Source organism: Streptomyces sp. NPDC041191 (assembly GCF_055591945.1).
On sequence record NZ_JBVIZC010000002.1, the window covers coordinates 463997 to 484476 of the forward strand.

Annotated in this window: 17 protein-coding genes, 1 pseudogene and 1 riboswitch; of the genes and pseudogenes, 8 read left to right on the forward strand and 10 right to left on the reverse strand. The window is 72.5% G+C overall.

Going from position 1 to position 20480, the window contains the following annotated elements:
* Window positions 1-26 precede the first annotated feature (26 nt).
* Both ACZ6AQ_RS05305 and murQ read left to right on the forward strand, forming a co-directional pair.
* On the forward strand, window positions 27-944 hold the full coding sequence (locus ACZ6AQ_RS05305; protein ID WP_388688573.1) for a MurR/RpiR family transcriptional regulator: 918 nt from the start codon (window positions 27-29) through the stop codon (window positions 942-944).
* Between the two features lie 80 nt (window positions 945-1024).
* Entirely contained in the window at window positions 1025-1969 is a 945-nt protein-coding gene (murQ, locus tag ACZ6AQ_RS05310; RefSeq protein ID WP_468757660.1) for an N-acetylmuramic acid 6-phosphate etherase, read from the forward strand.
* A 57-nt stretch (window positions 1970-2026) separates the two neighbouring features.
* Here murQ and ACZ6AQ_RS05315 read toward each other — a convergent pair whose 3' ends face one another.
* The 5 genes from ACZ6AQ_RS05315 to thrC form a co-directional block, all read right to left on the reverse strand.
* Complete coding sequence (locus tag ACZ6AQ_RS05315; RefSeq protein WP_468757662.1) at window positions 2027-2974, reverse strand: hypothetical protein; 948 nt, start codon at window positions 2972-2974, stop codon at window positions 2027-2029.
* A 668-nt stretch (window positions 2975-3642) separates the two neighbouring features.
* On the reverse strand, window positions 3643-5271 hold the full coding sequence (gene groL, locus ACZ6AQ_RS05320; protein ID WP_062753193.1) for a chaperonin GroEL: 1629 nt from the start codon (window positions 5269-5271) through the stop codon (window positions 3643-3645).
* 400 nt (window positions 5272-5671) lie between these two features.
* Window positions 5672-5875, reverse strand: coding sequence for a cold-shock protein (locus ACZ6AQ_RS05325; protein WP_015035246.1), 204 nt, complete (start codon window positions 5873-5875; stop codon window positions 5672-5674).
* A gap of 458 nt (window positions 5876-6333) precedes the next feature.
* Window positions 6334-6612 carry a MoaD/ThiS family protein gene (locus ACZ6AQ_RS05330; protein ID WP_468757664.1) on the reverse strand — a complete coding sequence of 93 codons (279 nt, stop codon included), beginning with the start codon at window positions 6610-6612 and terminating at the stop codon, window positions 6334-6336.
* 31 nt (window positions 6613-6643) lie between these two features.
* Entirely contained in the window at window positions 6644-7930 is a 1287-nt protein-coding gene (thrC, locus tag ACZ6AQ_RS05335) for a threonine synthase (RefSeq protein WP_388688579.1), read from the reverse strand.
* Between the two features lie 17 nt (window positions 7931-7947).
* A riboswitch (SAM riboswitch) is annotated at window positions 7948-8095 on the reverse strand.
* A 149-nt stretch (window positions 8096-8244) separates the two neighbouring features.
* Here thrC and ACZ6AQ_RS05340 point away from each other — a divergent pair.
* From ACZ6AQ_RS05340 to ACZ6AQ_RS05350, 3 genes are all read left to right on the forward strand, one after another.
* Window positions 8245-9186, forward strand: coding sequence for a glucosyl-3-phosphoglycerate synthase (locus tag ACZ6AQ_RS05340; protein WP_468757666.1), 942 nt, complete (start codon window positions 8245-8247; stop codon window positions 9184-9186).
* Window positions 9187-9224: 38 nt separating this feature from the next.
* Window positions 9225-9587: a hypothetical protein gene (locus ACZ6AQ_RS05345; RefSeq protein WP_468757667.1), complete on the forward strand. Its 363-nt coding sequence runs from the start codon at window positions 9225-9227 to the stop codon at window positions 9585-9587.
* Window positions 9588-9783: 196 nt separating this feature from the next.
* Window positions 9784-11151: an alpha,alpha-trehalose-phosphate synthase (UDP-forming) gene (locus ACZ6AQ_RS05350; protein ID WP_468757669.1), complete on the forward strand. Its 1368-nt coding sequence runs from the start codon at window positions 9784-9786 to the stop codon at window positions 11149-11151.
* A gap of 27 nt (window positions 11152-11178) precedes the next feature.
* On the opposite strand, the gene ACZ6AQ_RS05355 is transcribed toward ACZ6AQ_RS05350, so the two are convergent.
* The 4 genes and pseudogenes from ACZ6AQ_RS05355 to ACZ6AQ_RS05370 form a co-directional block, all read right to left on the reverse strand.
* Window positions 11179-11667 (reverse strand): helix-turn-helix domain-containing protein, encoded by a 489-nt coding sequence (locus ACZ6AQ_RS05355; protein WP_468757671.1) that lies wholly within the window; start codon window positions 11665-11667, stop codon window positions 11179-11181.
* A 530-nt stretch (window positions 11668-12197) separates the two neighbouring features.
* Window positions 12198-13040 (reverse strand): trehalose-phosphatase, encoded by an 843-nt coding sequence (gene otsB / locus ACZ6AQ_RS05360; RefSeq protein ID WP_468757673.1) that lies wholly within the window; start codon window positions 13038-13040, stop codon window positions 12198-12200.
* A 101-nt stretch (window positions 13041-13141) separates the two neighbouring features.
* Window positions 13142-13375: pseudogene (locus tag ACZ6AQ_RS05365) on the reverse strand (DUF3263 domain-containing protein); the annotation flags it as partial.
* Between the two features lie 177 nt (window positions 13376-13552).
* Window positions 13553-14836 (reverse strand): extracellular solute-binding protein, encoded by a 1284-nt coding sequence (locus ACZ6AQ_RS05370; RefSeq protein WP_468757850.1) that lies wholly within the window; start codon window positions 14834-14836, stop codon window positions 13553-13555.
* Between the two features lie 208 nt (window positions 14837-15044).
* On the opposite strand from ACZ6AQ_RS05370, the gene ACZ6AQ_RS05375 reads away from it, so the two are divergent.
* From ACZ6AQ_RS05375 to ACZ6AQ_RS05385, 3 genes are read left to right on the forward strand one after another with little or no spacing between them, the layout of a single operon-like run.
* Complete coding sequence (locus ACZ6AQ_RS05375; protein WP_388688589.1) at window positions 15045-15995, forward strand: ROK family protein; 951 nt, start codon at window positions 15045-15047, stop codon at window positions 15993-15995.
* Entirely contained in the window at window positions 15995-17215 is a 1221-nt protein-coding gene (gene nagA / locus ACZ6AQ_RS05380) for an N-acetylglucosamine-6-phosphate deacetylase (RefSeq protein WP_468757675.1), read from the forward strand. Before ACZ6AQ_RS05375 ends, nagA begins: the two co-directional genes overlap by 1 nt.
* 58 nt (window positions 17216-17273) lie before the next feature.
* Entirely contained in the window at window positions 17274-18194 is a 921-nt protein-coding gene (locus ACZ6AQ_RS05385; protein ID WP_468757677.1) for a 1-phosphofructokinase family hexose kinase, read from the forward strand.
* A 40-nt stretch (window positions 18195-18234) separates the two neighbouring features.
* Here the strand turns inward: ACZ6AQ_RS05385 and ACZ6AQ_RS05390 are convergent, their stop codons facing one another.
* Window positions 18235-20466, reverse strand: coding sequence for an FG-GAP-like repeat-containing protein (locus tag ACZ6AQ_RS05390; RefSeq protein ID WP_468757679.1), 2232 nt, complete (start codon window positions 20464-20466; stop codon window positions 18235-18237).
* Window positions 20467-20480 lie beyond the last annotated feature (14 nt).

Sequence of the window (20480 nt, forward strand, 5' to 3'; positions counted from 1 at the left end):
CCGCTTTCCGAAAGTATCTTTCAGATGTGATCAATGACGTGAAGGAAAGTTTCAGCGGCGAGGCGCCCCCCGCCCCCGCCGCGCTCGCCGCCAAGGTGCGGACCCTCGCGCCGTCCATGACCCGCTCCATGCAGCGGGTCGCCGAGGCCGTCGCCGGGGACCCCGCCGGGTGCGCCGCCCTCACGGTCACCGGCCTCGCCGAACTCACCGGCACCAGCGAGGCGACCGTCGTCCGCACCGCCCGCCTCCTCGGCTATCCCGGCTACCGCGACCTGCGCCTCGCCCTCGCCGGACTCGCCGCCCAGCAGCAGTCCGGCCGCGCGCCCTCCGTCACCGCCGACATAGCCGTGGACGACCCGATCGCCGACGTCGTCGCCAAACTGGCCTACGACGAACAGCAGACCCTCGCCGACACCGCCGCCGGGCTCGACACCGTCCAGCTCGGCGCCGTCGTCACCGCCCTCGCCGCCGCCCGCCGCGTCGACATCTACGGCATAGGAGCCTCCGGTCTCGTCGCCCAGGACCTCGGCCAGAAACTGCTCCGCATCGGCCTGATCGCCCACGCCCACAGCGACCCGCACCTCGCCGTCACCAACGCCGTGCAGCTCCGCTCCGGGGACGTCGCCCTCGCCATCACCCACTCCGGCTCGACCGGCGACGTCATAGAACCGCTCCGGGTCGCCTTCGACCACGGCGCCACCACCGTCGCGATCACCGGCCGCCCGGACGGCCCCGTCACGCAGTACGCCGACCACGTCCTCACCACCTCCACCGCCCGCGAGAGCGAACTGCGCCCCGCGGCCATGTCCTCCCGCACCAGCCAACTCCTGGTCGTGGACTGCCTGTTCACCTGCGTCACCCAGCGGACGTACGAAACGGCCGCCCCGGCCCTGGCCGCCTCGTACGAGGCCCTGGCCCACCGCCACGCGCCCCGCGCCCGCTGAACCACGCCCCGCCCCCGCCGGGAGCCCGCCTCCGTGCAGCCCCGGCCCCGACGCCGCCCCCCGTACCGAAAGAGCCGCACGTGTCCCCTTCCGCCTCCACGTACGCCGAACTCCGCGCCCAGCTCGCCACCCTCACCACCGAGGCGTTCCGGCCCGAGCTCGCGGAGATCGACCAGCTCCCGACCCTGGACATCGCCCGCACCATGAACGGCGAGGACCAGAGCGTCCCCGCCGCCGTCGCCCGGGTGCTCCCCGCCCTCGCCGCCGCCATCGACGCCACCGCCGAGCGGATGGCCCGCGGCGGCCGGCTCGTCTACATGGGCGCCGGAACCGCCGGACGCCTCGGCGTCCTCGACGCCAGCGAGTGCCCGCCCACCTTCAACACCGACCCCGCGCGGGTCGTCGGCCTCATCGCGGGCGGCCCCTCCGCCATGGTCAAGGCCGTCGAGGGCGCCGAGGACTCGCGCGAACTCGCCGCCGCCGACCTGGACGCCCTCGGCCTCACCGCCGACGACACCGTGGTCGGCGTCTCCGCCTCCGGCCGCACCCCGTACGCCGTCGGCGCCGTCGCACACGCCCGCGCGAAGGGCGCGTTGACCATCGGCCTGTCCTGCAACGCCGGCAGCGCGCTCGCCGCCGCCGCCGAGCACGGCATCGAGGTCGTCACCGGCCCCGAGCTGCTCACCGGCTCCACCCGGCTCAAGGCGGGCACCGCCCAGAAGCTCGTCCTCAACATGATCTCGACCATCACGATGATCCGGCTCGGCAAGACCTACGGGAACCTGATGGTCGACGTCCGCGCCTCCAACGAGAAGCTCCGGGCCCGCTCGCGGCGGATCGTCGCCCTGGCCACCGGCGCGCCGGACGAGGAGATCGAGGCCGCCCTCGCCGCCGCCGACGGAGAGGTGAAGAACGCGATCCTGATCATCCTCGCCGGCGTCGACGCCCCCACGGCGGCCCGCCGGCTGAAGGACTCCCGGGGCCGCCTGCGCGCGGCACTGCACCCGGACGAGCCCCCCGCGTGACCGCGCCGCTCCGCCGCCACCGCGCCCCCCGCCGGCATCGGCGGAGCCCGGCCGGTCTCATGTCTGCGGGGGCGGTGGTGACGAGACGGAGCTCCGCCGGGTGTTGGGCGGCGTGCGGGACTCCCTGAGTACGAGGTTCTCGCCGTGCTCGCGGAACAGATCGGTGACGTACTCGTCGAGCACGGCGATCTGTTCCTGGCGGAAGTACACCTCGGAGAGCACGTTCCGCTGCTCGGTGTCGACCTGCTTCTGCGTGTCGGACCATGCCTTGTCACCGGGGGCCTTGGGCACGAGGTCGAACTCGTCCTGGCTCCGCACCAGGAAGTCGCCGACCGGCGTCAGATCGTGCTTGCCGGTCTCCGCGTCGGGTTTCGCCCGGTAGACGATGACGTTGAGTCCGTCCACCTCTCCGGCTTCGATCCGTTTCCTGAGGAGGGGCCACTCGATCTGGTTGAGCACGCTCGAATCCGTCGTGCCGTCCAGAACGCTGGCCGTGACCCAGCCCGTCAGGGACTTCACGTACGAACTCGACAGCTGCCTCCAGAGCTCGCCGAGGGTCGGGGACGAACTCCACGTCGGGAGGCCGAAGGTCAGGCCGTCGAAGATCCGGCCCTGGACCGAGGACTCCAGCACCACGCTGCGCCCCACGCTCGCGGCCTCGACGGAGAGGGCCGAGCCCGCCTTGGACCAGACGTGGCCGTGGTCCGCGGACTCGGTCGCACAGGTTTCCAGGGCCTCGTCGAACCCCTCTTTCTCCTGGTTCCTCTTGTACCAGTGGTACTGGACCCTGTTGCCGTACACACCTTTCCGGTGCAGTCCCTCCATGATGCCGTCGATGGCCCCGGCGTTCACGGAAGGCGGCTTGCCGGCCTCGGCCGCGAGGTCCTGCTCGACGCTCTCGAGGAACTTCTCGATGCCCTCGGTGAAGACGGGGTCGGCGGCAAGCCGGTGGATGCCCGAGATCCGTCGCTTCAGCTCGGCCTTCTCCATGGAGAATTTGATCATTCGCTCATCGGATTCCGGCATCGTCGGCCGTGGGGGGACATCCGCGTCCTCGGACTCCGTCGAGGTCTTCCGTACCGGGGTGTCCGGCATCCGCTGCACCGGGGTTCCGTGGCCGCAGCCCGTGTCGTGCCGGTGCCGTTCCTGTGCGTCGTCCTGCGCTCCGGGGTACCCGGACCGGCGGAGCATCTGGACGACGGCGGCGTTGCCCGCACCGCTCTGCAGGGCGAGGAGAACCGACTGCGGGGTTCCGGCACCGCCGGTCTGCCTGGTCGGGGATGCGGAGTTCCGCACGCGGCTGTCGTTCTCCGGGGCGGGGCGCCGGACTTTTCCTTCGCTGGACACGGGTCCTCATTCCGGGGGGCGGGGGCTTCCCTCTGGATACCGGAGGCGTGGGCGCGCGGACAGAGCCGGAAGGGCAGCGCCGGAGGCCGGTGGGCGGGACCGGAAGGGCAGCCGGTACGGGGCCCGGGGAACCGCTCGCCGACGCGCTCCTCCGGCCCGGACCCCGGCCCGGGAACGGCTCCCCGGCCCGGAAACGGCCCCGGCCCGGGAACAGCTCCGCGATCCGGGAAGGGACCTCCGGGAAACGCGCCGAGGGCGGCACCCCCCTCTCGGGGAGTGCCGCCCTCGGCTGTCGCGTCCAGCGACGAACCGCCGATCCCTCGGGATCAGAAGTCCATGTCACCGCCCGGCATGCCGCCGCCGGCCGGCGCGGCGGCCTTCTCCGGCTTGTCGGCGATGACGGCCTCGGTGGTGAGGAACAGCGCGGCGATCGACGCGGCGTTCTGCAGCGCGGAGCGCGTGACCTTCGCCGGGTCGATGATGCCCTCGGCGATGAGGTCGACGTACTCGTTGGTCGCGGCGTTCAGGCCGTGGCCGACGGGCAGGTTGCGGACCTTCTCCGCCACGACGCCGCCCTCGAGGCCGGCGTTGACGGCGATCTGCTTCAGCGGGGCCTCCAGGGCCAGCTTCACGATCGCGGCACCGGTGGCCTCGTCACCGGAGAGGTCGGCCTCCAGCTTCTCGAAGACGGTCGACGCCTGGAGCAGGGCCACGCCACCGCCGGCGACGATGCCCTCCTCGACGGCCGCCTTCGCGTTGCGGACGGCGTCCTCGATGCGGTGCTTGCGCTCCTTGAGCTCGACCTCGGTCGCGGCACCGGCCTTGATGACGGCGACGCCACCGGCGAGCTTCGCCAGGCGCTCCTGGAGCTTCTCGCGGTCGTAGTCCGAGTCGCTGTTCTCGATCTCGGCGCGGATCTGGTTCACGCGACCGGCGACCTGCTCGCTGTCACCGGCACCGTCGACGATGGTGGTCTCGTCCTTGGTGATGACGACCTTGCGGGCGCGGCCCAGCAGGTCGAGGCCCGCGTTCTCCAGCTTGAGGCCGACCTCCTCGGAGATGACCGTGCCGCCGGTGAGGATGGCGATGTCGTTCAGCATGGCCTTGCGGCGGTCGCCGAAGCCCGGGGCCTTGACCGCGACGGACTTGAAGGTGCCGCGGATCTTGTTGACCACCAGGGTCGACAGGGCCTCGCCCTCGACGTCCTCGGCGATGATCAGCAGCGGCTTGCCCGACTGCATGACCTTCTCCAGGAGCGGGAGCAGGTCCTTCACGGAGGAGATCTTGGAGTTGACGATCAGGAGGTAGGGGTCGTCGAGCGACGCCTCCATGCGCTCCATGTCGGTGGCGAAGTACGCCGAGATGTAGCCCTTGTCGAAGCGCATGCCCTCGGTGAGTTCCAGCTCCAGACCGAAGGTCTGGGACTCCTCGACGGTGATGACGCCTTCCTTGCCGACCTTGTCCATCGCCTCGGCGATGAGCTCGCCGATCTGGGTGTCGGCGGCGGAGATGGAGGCCGTGGAGGCGATCTGCTCCTTGGTCTCGACATCCTTCGCCTGCTCGAGCAGGGCGCCGGAGACGGCCTCGACGGCCTTCTCGATGCCGCGCTTGAGGGCCATCGGGTTGGCACCGGCGGCGACGTTGCGGAGGCCCTCGCGGACGAGCGCCTGGGCGAGGACGGTGGCGGTGGTCGTACCGTCGCCGGCGACGTCGTCCGTCTTCTTGGCGACTTCCTTGACCAGCTCGGCGCCGATCTTCTCGTACGGGTCCTCGAGCTCGATCTCCTTGGCGATGGAAACACCGTCGTTGGTGATCGTGGGGGCACCCCACTTCTTCTCGAGGACGACGTTGCGGCCCTTGGGGCCGAGGGTGACCTTGACGGCGTCAGCGAGCTGGTTCATGCCGCGCTCGAGACCGCGCCGGGCCTCCTCGTCGAACGCGATGATCTTGGCCATGTGAAGTGGTCCTCCCGGACATGGGGTGGATAACGCTCCAGGACCGCGCCGACGCCCGCGACGGACGGCCTCCGGTTGCTCCGCGCGGTTCCTTGCCCCACGCGGCCGACGGCCTCGCCTGCCCGATCCTCGTAGCACTCTCACCTTCCGAGTGCTAACGCCAATGATTAGCACTCGCCCTATGAGAGTGCAAGCGACTCTCGGGTTTCGGGCGGGGAGCCGGGGGTTCCGGAAGGCGGCGCGGAGGACCCGGCGGACGGGGGCCCGGGCGTACGGAGCCCCGAAGGAGCGGGCGCCCGGCCCGGAAGCCGCCCCGCCCCGCACACGCGAGAGGGGCCCGCGTCCCCTTGGGGATGCGGGCCCCTCGACGGCGTTGCGTCGGTGGCCGATCGCGCCGCGCTCAGACGGCGAGCTTGACCATGTCCGCCTGCGGACCCTTCTGGCCCTGCGAGATCTCGAACTCGACTCGCTGTCCTTCTTCGAGGCTGCGGTAGCCATCCATCTGGATCGCGCTGTAGTGGACGAAAACATCCGCACCACCGTCGACCGCGATGAAGCCGTAGCCCTTCTCCGCGTTGAACCACTTGACGGTGCCCTGAGCCATGCCTAACTCCCCTGTTACTGGCCCTTGCGCGGGGCCGCACTTCACGAACCCCGGGTCAGACCCTGCGCCGGAACGCGTCGACCGCGGCTGAATGTATCTGCCCAACTGCCCTCTGCAACAGGCCGTTCGAGCGAGAATTCTGGGCACGCCAGAAAGGAGGAAAGGGAGAATCCCTTGAATGTCCGGGCAAGTCGGGCCCGGCAAAGCGCGCAGAAGGTGCACAACGCGCGCACGGTTTGGCCACTTCTTGTCATGTCGGGGGGCGTTCTCATATGCGCCCGGCATGAGCGACGGAGGGGGCTTCCCCAACTCTACCGCGCTCAACCATACAGAATTGCCCCTTCCGCTTATGGATGCGGAAGGGGCAATTCGAGGATGGTTCACGGGCGATCCGAAAAGGACGGACCCGGAAGAACGGAGCGGAAGGGGCGGGCCGGCGGGGACGCCCGGCCCGCCGTTCAGCAGCCTCCGGCGACCGCCGGGATGATCGAGACGCCCGCGCCGTCCGGGGTGGCCGTCTCCAGGCCCTGCTCGAAGCGCACGTCGTCGTCGTTCACGTAGACGTTGACGAAGCGGCGCAGCCTGCCCTGGTCGTCCAGGACGCGGGCGGCGATGCCCGTGTGGTTCTTCTCCAGGTCAGCGATGACCTCGGCGAGGGTCGCGCCCTCGGCCGGGACCTCGGACCGTCCGCCGGTGTAGGTGCGGAGGATGGTGGGGATGCGGACGTTCACGGCCATGACTTCGTCACCTTTCGGGGGCTGGGGGGCTTCAGTGCGCCAGGCCGGCGTCGCGGAACGCGTCCAGGCTCGGGCGGATGGTGGCGGTCGCCTGCGAGGTGTCGGCCACCGCGTCCAGGGTCTTGAGGCCGTCGCCGGTGTTGAGGACGACGGTGGTCAGCTCCGGGTCGAGGAGGCCGTTCTCCACGAGCTTGCGGGTGACGCCGACGGTCACGCCGCCCGCCGTCTCCGCGAAGATGCCCTCGGTCCGCGCGAGCAGCTTGATCGCGTCCACGACCTGCTCGTCGTTCACGTCCTCCACGGCGCCGCCGGTGCGGCGGGCGATGTCGAGGACGTACGGGCCGTCGGCCGGGTTGCCGATCGCGAGCGACTTGGCGATCGTGTTCGGCTTCTGCGGGCGGACCACGTCGTGGCCGGCCTTGTAGGCGGCGGAGACCGGGGAGCAGCCCTCGGCCTGGGCGCCGAAGATCCTGTACGGCTTGTCCTCGACCAGGCCCAGCTTGACGAGCTCCTGGAGCCCCTTGTCGATCTTGGTGAGCTGGGAGCCGGACGCGATCGGGATGACGAGCTGGTCCGGGATCACCCAGCCGAGCTGCTCGCAGATCTCGTACGCGAGCGTCTTGGAGCCCTCGCCGTAGTACGGGCGCAGGTTGACGTTCACGAAGCCCCAGCCCTCGCCGAGCGGGTCGCCGATCAGCTCCGAGCAGAAGCGGTTCACGTCGTCGTAGTTGCCCTCGATGGCGACGAGGTCCCCGCCGTAGACGCCGGCCATGACGACCTTGCCCTGCTCCAGGTCGTGCGGGATGAACACGCAGGAGCGGAAGCCGGCGCGGGCGGCGGCGGCGCCGACGGCGCCGGCCAGGTTGCCGGTGGAGGAGCAGGAGAGGGTGGTGAAGCCGAAGGCGCGGGCGGCCTCGATGGCCTGGGCGACGACCCGGTCCTTGAAGGAGTGGGTCGGGTTGCCCGAGTCGTCCTTGACGAAGAGCTTCCCGGGGGCGACGCCGATCTCGCGGGCGAGGTTGTCGGCCTTGACGAGCGGGGTCCAGCCGGGGTTCAGGTTCGGCTTCTCGGCCACGTCGGCGGGGACGGGCAGGAGGGGGGCGTAGCGCCAGATGCTGGCGGGGCCGGCCTCGATCCGCTTCCGCAGTGCCTCGGGGTCGCCGGTCGGCAGGTCGTAGGCCACTTCGAGCGGCCCGAAACAGAGGGCGCAGGCGAAGATCGGGCCGAGGGCGAAGACTTCACCGCATTCGCGACAGGAGAGTCCGGTCGCGGGACCGAGGTCGACGGCGGTGGAGGGTGCGACGGTCTGTACAGCCATGGAGGCGAGGCCCTTTCTCCTCATCTTTCCCATGACGAATTTTTCGCCATGAGACGGATTTGGCACCTTCCCTAGCCGGTGGACCCCGATGGAGTACGAGACTGACCGACTGGAGGGTTGCCGGGGCTTCAACGGGCCGTTTCCCTCTGCCCCTCTGGATGAGCGGTATTCGGTTGTGAAGCGCGGTGGACTTTCGTTCCTGCGCTCCGGCGCGGATGCCACCCCGAAGTGCGGAGGGCGGTCGCGTTGTTCAAGACTGTAACCGAAGGCCCGGGCGCTTGGACGGCCCGTCCGAACCGCGAGATGGAGATCACGTGCTGGAAGAGGTGGAGCGCTGGCTGGCCCGGCGGTCCTGGTCCGTGGCGGACCGGCCGATGGAGCGGATCCTCGCCGCCAAGCGTGCGACGACGGTCAGCGTGGTGCTGCCGGCGCTGAACGAGGAGGCGACGGTCGGGGACATCGTCACCGTGATCCGGCGCGAGCTGATGTCGGAGTCGGTGCCGCTCGTCGACGAACTGGTGGTGGTCGACTCGGGCTCCACCGACCGCACGGCGGAGGTCGCGGCGGCGGCCGGCGCCCGGGTGGTCGCGCGGGACGCGGTCCTCCCCCGGATACCGGCCGTGCCCGGCAAGGGCGAGGTCCTGTGGCGGTCGCTGATGGCGACCGACGGGGACGTGGTGTGCTTCGTGGACGCGGACCTGCGGGACTTCTCCGCCGACTTCGTCACGGGGATCGTCGGCCCGCTCCTGACCGACCCGGAGGTCCACCTCGTCAAGGCGATGTACGACCGTCCGCTGGACGGCGTCCCCGGCCAGGGCGGCCGGGTGACGGAGCTGATGGCGCGCCCGCTGCTCAACCTGCACTGGCCGCAGCTGGCCGGCTTCGTCCAGCCGCTCGGCGGCGAGTACGCGGCCCGCCGCTCGCTCCTGGAGCGGCTGCCCTTCCCGGTCGGCTACGGGGTGGAGCTGGGCCTCCTCGTGGACGCGCTCCACACGGTGGGCCTGGACGCGCTCGCACAGGTGGACGTGGGGGTGCGCAAGCACCGGAACCAGGACGGGCACGCGCTGGGCCGGATGGCGGCGACCATCTACCGGACGGCGCAGCTGCGGCTCTCGCGGGGGCACCTGGTGCGGCCGTGGCTGACCCAGTTCGAGCGCGGCGAGCGGGGTTTCGAGCCGCGCACGTACGCGGTGGACACGGAGGAGCGGCCGCCGATGGCAGGGATCGCGGAGTACGCGCGGCGCCGCGTGGCGTAACGCCGTCCGATGATTCGCTTTGCCTACATTTCTTCCCCATGGGCTTCGGACAACGTATGGGCAGGGCGCTGACGGCGACGGCCCTGGCGGCGGTCGCGCTGGTACCGGTCGCGGCGGGCCCCGCGCCCGCCTCGGCGCCGCCGGGCCCCGCGCCCGCCGCGGCGCCGCCGGGCCCCGCGCCCGCGTCGGCGGCGTCGGGCCCCGCGTCGGCGGCACGAGGCCCCGGGAACCGCGCCGTCCTCCCGGCCACCGCCCCGGCACCGGCGCCCGCCCCGCCCGGAGCCCGGCCCCGGCCCCGGGGGAGCGCCGAGCGGCTGTGGCTGCTCGGCGGGCTCGTGGCGGCGCTGGCGGGAACGGGGTGGGTGGCGAGGGCGGCGCTGCGGAGCAGAACCGCCCCTTGACCGGCCGGGGCCGCTCCCCGGCGGACCGGCCCCGCTCCCGGCCCGGGGCCCTCCCCCGTCGGGCCCGGGACCGCCCTCCGCCCGGCCCGGAGCCGCCCCCTCCCGGCCCGATCGCCTCCGTGACCCTCCGTGGCCGGAACTCCCCCGTCTCGTATCCGTACGTTTGAGCGTTTACGGGACGGGCTAGGTTCGCCACATGGCTACTGTGCTCGTGGCATCCAACCGGGGTCCGGTCTCGTACACGCTCGGCGAGGACGGTTCGCTCGACACCCGGAGGGGTGGCGGCGGCCTGGTCTCCGGGCTGAGCGCCGTCTCCTCGCAGGACAGCCTGTGGGTGTGCGCGGCCCTCGGCGAGGGCGACCGGGAGGCGGTCCGGCGCGGCGTCGGCGAGCCCGGCGTGCGGATGCTGGACATCGACCCGGCCGTGTACGACGGCGCGTACAACGGCATCGCGAACTCGGTGCTGTGGTTCCTCCACCACCACCTGTACGACATCCCGCGCGAGCCCGCCTTCGACGCGGGGTTCCGGCGCCGCTGGGAGGCGTACCGCGCCTACAACCGCGCCTTCGCGGAGGCGCTGGCGGCCGAGGCGGACGAGGGCGCGGCGGTCCTGGTGCAGGACTACCACCTGGCGCTGGTCCCCGGGCAGCTCCGCGAGCTGCGCCCGGACCTGCGGATCTCGCACTTCACCCACACCCCGTGGGCCTCCCCCGCGTACCTGGGGATGCTGCCGGACGACATCCGCGAGGAGCTGCTGTGGGGCATGCTCGGCGCGGACGAGGTGGGGTTCCACACTCGGGCCTGGGCCGACTGCTTCACGAGCGGCGCGCCCGTCGAGGGCACCGGGACGCGCGTCGCGGTGCATCCGCTCGGCGTCGACGCCGAGGAGCTGCGGGCGCTTGCGTACCGGCCGGCCGTGGACGAGCGGCTGGCGGAGCTGCGGGCCGAGGTCGGCGACCGGAAGACCATCGTCCGCGTCGACCGCACCGAGCTGTCGAAGAACATCCTGCGCGGCCTGCTCGCCTACCGGGAACTCCTGAACGCGCACCCCGAGTGGCGCGGCCGGGTGGTCCACCTGGCGTCGGCGTACCCCTCGCGCCAGGACCTGGAGGTGTACCGCTCGTACACGGCCTCGGTGGCGGCGCTCGCGGAGGAGATCAACGCCGAGTTCGGCACGGAGGACTGGACCCCGGTCCTCGTCTCGGTGAAGGACGACTTCGTCCGCTCGCTCGCGGCCTACCGCCTCGCGGACGTGGCCCTGGTGAACCCGGTCCGCGACGGCATGAACCTGGTGGCCAAGGAGATACCGGTGGTCTCGGAGGCGGGCTGCGCCCTGGTCCTGTCCCGGGGGGCGGGTGCGTACGAGGAACTGCGCGAGGACGCCCTGACGGTGAACCCCTTCGACGTGTCGGAGACGGCGGAGGCCCTCCACACCGCCCTCTCGATGCCCGCGCCCGAACGCGCCGACCGCACCAAGCGCCTGGCGGCGGCGGCCACGGCCCTGCCGCCGCAGCGCTGGTTCCTGGACCAGTTGGAGGCGCTCAGGAATCCGGGGCAGCCCTGACGGGTACGGCGGCGCGGCCCGCGCCGCTCACGCGTCGCTGTCGTCGCCGCCGTCGATGACGGTCAGCCCGGGGCCCTTCTGCCGGTACGGGTCGGGGGCGTCCTCGGGGATGCCCTGGATCGCCCGGCCCTGGGCGGCCCCGTTGCCGTTGAAGACGAAGTCGGGGCGGAGGCGCCAGTCCCGGCCGTCGGGGTAGATGAACCCCGCTTCCGCGAGCTGCTTGAGGGCTCTCGACACCGTCGGCTGCGACATGCCCACCTGCTCGGCGAACTTGGCCTGGGTGTCCACCCGCACGAGCCCGTGGTCCTTGCGGTTCTGCAGGGCGCACATTTTGTGGAACAGCTTGTAGCACGCTCCGCTGAGGTCGGCCTCGGCGAGGGCGTCGTGGGCCTCGTACCCCATCGTGGTGAACCCACCTCCCCGGAACCAGAGCCCGTACGCGGCACCCACCGACGAGTGCACGGTGAGGTCCTGCACCTCTCCCGTGGTTCGGTTGACCGTCTCGATCCTGGTCACTCGTCGGACCGCGCGCAAAGGGTACCTCCGTGACTGGATGAAATCACCCAGGGCTGGATAGCTTCTGCCGAACCTTTCGACATCTCATTCATTCTCGCATGAAGAACTAAGCAAGAGTCGGCACTTTATTCAGTTTCGCATGAAAAACCTGCGTACCTGCAACGTGACCCAGACATCCGCGCAGGTCAGCGCCCTGCCCGGGTCGCTCCGTCTTAAGGAGGTAAGCGCACCCGCCGTACGGGAGCCCCTGCGGTACTCGCTCCGCTCCGTTCCTCGGGGGTGCCCCACCCCCGCCACGGGGACGCGCGGGCCGTCGTGGGCCGGGGCCGGTGGCATCGGGGAAAGGCGTGGCCGGGGCCGGTGGGTGGTCGCCGTGCACACGTGGCGGACGCCCGTCCGGCTCTCCCGCCGTCCGGGCGGGCTGTCGTGGGCCGGGGTCACGACGGGGCCGGGGGCAGCCGGGCGGCTCCTGACGGTGCGGGAGCGCTGACCGGTTCCGGTCCGGCCGGGCCTCTCGTACCGCCCGCCGGTCAGCCGCCCCGTACCGCCTCCGCGAGCGCCTCCAGGAGGGCCACGACGCCGGCCGGGCCCGGGACCGAGAGGTCCGCGCGGCCGGAGAGTTCCGGGACCTCGCCGGAGTCGCTGCACACCAGGAGGCCCGGGGTGCCGTCGGCGCGGAGCTTCTCGACGGCGGCGAAGGCGGGCAGGTCGCCCAGGTCGTCACCCGCGTAGAGCACGGACCCGGCCCCCGTCTCCCGGACGTACCCGCCGAGCGCCACGCCCTTGTCCACGCCGGGGGGCCGCAGTTCGAGGACCATCCGGCCGGGCTCCAGGACGAGCCCGTGGCGGGCGGCCAGCTCGGCGAGCGGGCCCTTCAGCGCAGCGAAGGCGCCCTCGGGGTCGGCGGCCCGGCGGGTGTGGACCGCGACCGCGCGGCCCTTCTCCTCGATCCGGACGCCCGGCGAGGTCCCGGACCGCTCCAGGAAGCCCGGCAGTTCGGCGCGAACGGCGGCCACGCCCGGGTGGACGGGGGCGGCTTCCACGGTGCCGGTGGCGGCGTCCCACCGTTCGGCGCCGTAGTGGCCCAGGACGACGAGGTGTTCCAGGCCGGGGACGCCGGCGAAGCCGCCGTGGCGGACGGCGACCCCGGCGGGGCGGCCGGTCACCACGACGACGGAGGCGACCGCGGGGGCGAGGGCGGCGAGGGCGGCCACGGCGCCGGGGTGGGCGCGGGCCGCTTCGGGGTCGGGGACGATGTCGGCGAGCGTGCCGTCGAAGTCGAGGGCGACGACGGTCTCCCCGGGCCGCGCGAGGATCGCGGCCAGACCGTCGCGGCCTGCGGGCGTGGTCGGGTGCGGAAGGCTGGTGGCCATGTGTCCGACCCTACCCACGGCGTCCCGCCGTACCCGTGCGGAGCGCCCGCGCCGACGCGCGTCCGGCCGGGGGGCCGTTCCCGTCCCGCCGCCCCCGTCCCCTACCGCCTGCGCTGTCGCTCCTCGCGGACCCGGCGCAGCCGGTTGACGGTCACCGGGTCGTGGGCGAGGGCGCGCGGGTCGTCGAGGAGGGCGTTGAGCAGCTGGTAGTAGTGCGTCGGGGAGAGGCCGAGGCGCTCGCGCACGGCCCGTTCCTTGGCGCCGGGTCCGGGCCAGGAGCGGCGCTCGACGGCGAGGAGCTCCCGCTCCCGCTCGGTGAGGGCCTCGCCGGGACCGCCTGCCGCGCCGGTCGCACCCGGGCCGCCGGAGCCGCCGGAGCCGCCGGAGCCGCCGGACCCGCCGGCCTCCTCAGTACCGCCGGGCCCGCCGCGTCCGTCCCCGCCGGTCTCCCCGCCGTCCTCCTCGTGCGCCCCGTGCTCCGCTTCCCGGTCCTCGGTCATACGACCAACCTATTACTCGGCGGCCTCCGCCGCCGTCGCCGCTCGGCCGATCGAGCCCAGGACCTCGGCGGGGCGCCCGTTCGGCGTGACGGCCCTGCCGATGTTCTGCTTGACGTTCTCGCTGACCTTGGCCCAGGAGGTCTTGCCGACCGGCGGGAGCTGCGCGTCGGGGAGGACCTTGAGGAAGACGCGCAGGTTGGCGTGGGCGGGGTCGGTCTCCATGCGGGTGGAGGCGCTGACGGTGACCGGCAGGAGGTCGTTGTCCCCGGCGAACTTCAGGACGTTCTCGTCGCTGAAGACGAAGTTGAGGAAGTCGCCGATCTCCTTGCGGTGACCGTTCTGCTTGAAGCCCATGATCCAGTCGGCGACGCCCATGGAGGTCCTGGGCGGGCCGTCGACGCCGGGGAGGGGCACCTGCCCGACCTGGACGCCCTTCTTCGCGGCCTCCTTGAGGAGCGAGGGGTGGCCGTTGAGCATGCCGACCTCGCCGTTCGCGAAGGCGGCGAAGGCGGCCTTGCGGTTGAGCTTGCCCGGTGCGACGGGACCGGTGAGGCCCTTGCCGACGAGGTTCGTGCGCAGCCACTCGAAGGTGCGCACGTTGGCGTCGGAGTCGACGGCGTAGTGGTCGGTGGCGTCGGTCCAGCCGCCGCCCCCGGCGAGCAGCCACATCATGGCCTCGGCCTGGGCCTCCTCGGGGCCGAGCGGCAGCGCGAAGGGGGTGCGGACGCCCTTCTCCTTCAGCTTCCCGGCCGCCTCGGCCAGCTCGTCCCAGGTGGTGGGGGGCTCGGCGCCGGCCTTCTCGAAGAGGGCCTTGTTGTAGAAGAGGGGCCGGGTGGAGGCGACGAAGGGCATGCCGTACTGGGTGCGCTTGGTCTCGCCGGCGGCGACCAGCGGGGCCAGGAAGTTGGCCTGCACCGGTATGGAGAGGAGTTCGTCGGCGGAGTAGAGGTGGCCGGCGGACGCGTAGTCGGCGTAGGCGCCGATCTGCGCGATGTCGGGGGCCTTGCCCGCCTTGACCATCTCGGCGACCTTGCGGTCGACGTCGTCCCAGGACTCCACCTGGACCTCGATCTTGACCTTGGGGTGCTTCGCCTCGAAGGCGGCGGCGAGGGCGGTCCAGTACTTCTTGGTGCTGTCACCGCCGGTGAGGTCGTACTCGGCGGCGACCAGTCTGAGGGTCACGTCGCCGGAGCCGCCCCCCAGGGAGCCGCAGCCGGAGACCGTGGCGGTCAGTCCGAGGGCGGCGGCGGCCGCGGTCAGTCCAAGAAATCGTCGCCGCTCCACGGCTTCATCCACCTTTTGCTCGTCGTTGAGCTGCACGTTTGCTCCGGTCAAGGCCGCAAGTCTGCCCCGTGCGCGGGTACGAGGTCTACACCACCCGGATATCACTTCCGCAACGCCGGGAAACGGGCCGGTTCGGGCCGGTGTTCGATTTTGTATCCACGCGCAACAATCCCCGAAAGTGGACTAGACCTTTTGGGGTCCCGGGCGTCAGACTGTCCCCGTGAGACACGTCATCGCCCTGGATGTGGGCGGCACCGGCATGAAGGCCGCCCTCGTCGGGGCGGACGGCACCCTGCTGCACGAGGCCCGGCGCGCCACCGGGCGCGACCGCGGCCCGGAGGCCGTGGTCGGGACGATCCTCGACTTCGCCGAAGAGCTGCACGCCTTCGGCCGGGAGCGGTACGGGCAGCCCGCCGCGGCCGCCGGGGTCGCCGTCCCCGGCATCGTCGACGCCGAGAACGGCATCGCCGTCTACGCCGCCAACCTCGGGTGGCGCGACGTTCCCCTGCGCGAACTCCTGGCCCGCCGCCTCGGCGGCGTCCCCGTCGCCCTCGGCCACGACGTGCGCGCCGGCGGCCTCGCGGAGGGCCGCGTCGGCGCGGGCAACGGCGCCGACCGCTTCCTCTTCGTCCCCCTGGGCACCGGCATCGCCGGCGCCATCGGCATCGGCGAGCGCATCGAGGCCGGCGCCCACGGCTACGCCGGCGAGATCGGCCACATCGTCGTCCGCCCCGGCGGCACCGCGTGCGGCTGCGGCCAGCGCGGCTGCCTGGAGCGGTACGCCTCCGCCTCGGCCGTCTCCCTCGCCTGGTCCGAGGCGGGCGGCGGGCCCGGCGCGGACGCCGCCGACTGCGCGAAGGCCGTCGCGTCCGGCGACCCCGCGGCCGTACGGGTCTGGCAGGACGCCGTCGACGCCCTCGCGGACGGTCTGGTCACCGCGCTCACCCTTCTCGACCCCCGCACGCTCATCATCGGTGGCGGACTCGCCGAAGCCGGGGAAACCTTGTTCACACCACTCCGGGCCGCCGTGGAGGAGCGCGTCACGTTCCAGAAGCTGCCCGCCATCGTCCCGGCGGCCCTCGGGGACAACGCCGGCTGCCTGGGCGCGGGCCTGCTCGCCTGGGACCTGCTCGCCGACCCGCGCCCCACCGACTCGGAGGTTTCCGCCTGATGGCCGATCACAAGGTTCTCGCCGGCGCACGCGTCGTGCTGCCCACCGGGATCGTCGAGAACGGACGCGTGATCGTCGAGGGCGGGCGCATCGCGGGCAGCGCTCCCGAGGGCGCTCCCGCCCTGGACCTGAGCGGCCACTGGATCGTCCCCGGCTTCGTGGACATGCACAACCACGGCGGCGGCGGCGCCTCCTTCACCTCCGGCACCGTCGAGGAGGTCCTCAAGGGCATCCGCACCCACCGCCTGCACGGCACCACCACCCTGGTGGCCTCCTTCGTCACCGGCGCCATGGACTTCCTCACCGAGCGGGCCGGGCTCCTCTCCGAGCTGGCCGAACAGGGCGACCTCGCCGGGCTCCACTTCGAGGGCCCGTTCATCTCCCCCTGCCGCAAGGGCGCCCACGACGAGACGCTGCTGCGCGACCCCGACCCGGCCGAGGTCCGCAAGCTGATCGACGCCGGTCGCGGCCGGGCCCGGATGGTCACCCTCGCCACCGAGCTGCCCGGCGGCCTCGACTCCGTGCGCCTGCTCGCCGAGCACGGCGTGATCGCCGCCATCGGCCACACCGACGCCACGTACGAGCAGACCGTCGAGGCCATCGACGCGGGCGCCACCGTCGCCACCCACCTCTACAACGCGATGCCCGCCCTCGGGCACCGCGCGCCCGGTCCGATCGCCGCCCTCCTGGAGGACGAGCGGATCACCGTCGAGCTGATCAACGACGGCACCCATCTGCACCCCGCCGCCCTGGAGCTGGCCTTCCACCACGCGGGCGCCGCGCGCGTCGCGCTCATCACCGACGCCATGGACGCCGCCGGCTTCGGCGACGGCAGCTACATGCTCGGCACGCTGGAGGTCGAGGTGAAGGACAGCGTCGCCCGGCTGGTCGAGGGCGGCTCCATCGCCGGTTCCACCCTGACCCTGGACCGCGCCTTCAAGCGCTCCGTCACCGTCGACGGCCTCCCCGTCGAGTCGGTCGTGCAGGCCGTCTCCGCCAACCCGGCCCGCCTCCTCGGCGTGTACGACCGGGTCGGTTCCCTGGAGCCGGGCAAGGACGCCGACCTCGTCGTCCTCGACGCCGACTTCGACCTCAAGGGCGTCATGCGCAAGGGCACCTGGATCGTCGAACCGGCCGCCGGCCGGCCCGTGGCACGGCCGGAGGGGGTACGGAAGAGCGACGCGCTCGGGGCTGGGCCAACCGCCCTCCGTTTGGCATGATCGGAAACCGCCGGAACACACGTTCCAGCGGTCTCCACAGGGAACACGGGGTGGACAGGTGATTGTGACGGTCACCCTCAACACGGCGCTGGACCTGACCTACCGGGTCCCCGCCCTCGTCCCGCGCGCCTCGCACCGGATCACCCAGGTCGTCGAACGTCCCGGCGGCAAGGGCCTCAACGTGTCCCGGGTCCTCGCCGCCCTCGGGTACGAGACCGTCGCCACCGGCTTCGCGGGCGGCGCCACCGGGGCCGTGCTCCGGGAGGCGCTCGCGGCCACCCCGGTCCGCGACGAACTGGTCACGACGGCCGGCCCGACCCGCCGCACCGTCGCCGTGGTCGACGCCTCCGACGGGGACACCACCCAGCTCAACGAGCCGGGCCCGACCGTCTCCCCCGCCGAGTGGGAGTCCTTCCGCGAGCGCTTCGCCCGGCTCCTCGGCGGCGCGGCGGCCGTCGCCCTCTGCGGCAGCCTCCCGCCGGGCGTCCACGTCGGCGCGTACGCGGAGCTCGTCCGGCTCGCCCGCGCCGCCGGCGTGCCCGTCCTCCTCGACACCAGCGGCGAACCCCTGCGGCGGGGCATCGCCGCCCGTCCCGACCTGGTCAAGCCCAACGCCGACGAACTCGCCCAGCTCACCGGCTCCCGCGAATCCCGCCGGGCCGCCCTCGACGCGCGCCGCAGGGGCGCCCACGCGGTGGTGGCCTCGCTCGGCCCCGAGGGCCTGCTCGCCGCCACCCCCGACGGCCTCTGGCGGGCGGCCCCGCCCGCCGCCGTCAGGGGCAACCCCACGGGCGCGGGCGACTCGGCCGTCGCCGGCCTGCTCTCGGGCCTGGTCGACGGCGTCCCCTGGCCGGACCGCCTCGTCCGGGCGGTCGCCCTCTCGACGGCGACGGTCCTCTCCCCGGTGGCCGGGGAGTTCGACGCGGAGGCGTACGAGGAGCTGCTGCCGCGGGTGAAGGTGACCGAGGAGACCGCCTAGGGGTGCCGACCCGCGTCAACACCCCTGCGGTCAACACCCTTTAGAAGACCTGGCTCGCGTCCTGTCCGGGCGCCGTGCCCAGGACCCTCGGGGCGAAGGGGGCCGCCGCGTCGCCCGTGCCCCGGTAGCGGTACACGTTCTTCTGGGGGTCCGCCGGATTCGGGAGGTACGCGATCAGGTCGGGGCGTCCGTCGTTGTCGTCGTCGCCGATGCTGACGATCCGGCTGTACGCGTTCCAGCCGCCGCCGATCCTCGTGCGCGGCCCGAAGGTGCCGTTGCCGAGACCGGTGTACAGCCAGAGGACGCCGTCCTTGTCACGGGCGACGAGGTCCCCGGCTGCGGACCCGGCGAGGTCGCCGGTGGCGACGATCTGGTTGTAGACGCCCCATCCGGTGCCGATCTGCTTCCGGTCGCCGAACGGCGCGTCGACGTTGCCGGTGCCGGGGTAGAGCCACAGGCGGCCGGCCGTGTCGGTGGCCAGGAGATCGGCCCTGCCGTCGCCGGTCAGTTCGCTGCCCCCCACGATCTTGTCGTAGATGTTCCAGCCGGTGCCTATCCGCACGCGCGGCTTGAGGCCCTTGTCGTACGGGTAGACCCACAGCTCGCCGTTCCTGTCCCGGCCGATGACCTCGGGCTGGGGAGTGGCGCCGCCGAGGTCCCCGGGGACCGAGACGCGGTCGTAGATGTTCCAGCCGGTGCCCCAGCGGGAGCCCCATCCCATCTCGTCGTACATGGTCAGGTCACCGGCTCCGTCGACGCCGAGCAGGTCCGGGTAGCCGTTGTCGGTGAAGTCGTGCCTGCGGGGCGCGCGGGTGATGTGGGTGGTTCCGGACAGCCGCACGTCGGGGCCCACGCCGTCGAGCGGGTAGATGTGCACGTTCCAGCCGAGCGGCCCGTTCCTCATGGGTCCGGCCGATTGGCTCCCCTGGTAGCTGTCGTAGCGCCAGCCGTTCCAGGGAACCTTCACGGTCCCGGCCCCGGGGCTCGCGTCCTTGACGGTGGCCTGCCCCTCCCACAGGTAGTACTGGTAGTCGGACGACCAGTCGTACCCGAGTGTCACCGTGACTCCCACGTTCCGCCGGTTCGTCCGGAACGTGAACGGGAACCCGTCGCGGTACTGGTCGAGGTCGAGCACGTCCGGGATGTTGTGCCCGGTCACGACCAGGCGAGTCGGCTCGCCGCTGCGGGCCACCAGTGCGCGGGTCACGTCCTCGGCGCCGGCCGTGACGCGGTACAGCCCCTCGCCCTCGCCCTCCACGACGGATCCGCCGCGCACGAGGAGCGTGCCGTCGGGGGCGGTGGTGAGGCTGGTCGCGTGCTCCAGGAGTTCCTTCCCCGGGTCGGTCCCCAGGGAGCGGGCGACGAGGGGATGCCGGTTGCTGAACGGGTCGGTGGCGTCCTCCCCGTAGGTCACCCAGGTGCCCGTCAGACCGACTTTGACACCGGTGGCGGGGGAGAGGGTGAAGCGTTGTGTCCCGCCGGTCTTCCGGTCGGTGACGACCACGGTCTTCTTCCTCCCGCCGTAGACGTGATCCCCGTCCTCCACCCAGGCCACGTGGGTGGAGGAGAGGGCCGCGGAAGGGGAGTCGGCGGCGGGCCAGGGGTTCACGTACGTCTCGGTGACCGCGTTCGCGGCCAGGTCGACGACGGCGTGCCAGGTCTTGCCGCCGACCCGGTAGCCGACGAGAACGCCGCCGGGTACGGCGGAACGCACGGCGAACTCCCCGGCACCGGCGGGCATTCCGGTGACGGCGCGGTTCAGGACGGTGCCGTCGGCGGCGCGGCCGACGACGTGCAGTTCGGTGGTGCCGGTGGAGGTGTGGACCGTGGTGACGACGGTGGAACCTACGGCGCCCAGCGCGACGTTGACCCCACCTCCGAGCGTCTTGAGGTCGATCTCGGCGGGCGCCGCGTCCGTGGCCATGTCCCGGATCCGCAGGACGAGGTCGTCGGTCTGCGTGACGACGACGTCGGAGGCGGCGCCGAGGACCGGGGCCGCGCTGGTGAGGACCGTCGACGTGCCGTCGGAGAAGCGCGTCCAGCGGTACTCGCCGGCGGTGCTCCTGCTGAGGAAGCCCGTGGTGCCCGCGCTGACGATCTCGGAGGTGACGGGGAAGGAGAGGGCGGCCTCGGCGGCGGGCTTCGACACGGCGGCCGGCACGGCGACGGCGGCCGGAGCCGTCGCCAGGGATCCGGCGGTGACGGCGAGGACGGCGGTGATCGCCACGGTCAGCGACCGGGGGCGCGGGACGGTGTTCCACGTGCGGGACAAGGCGGGTTGTTCCT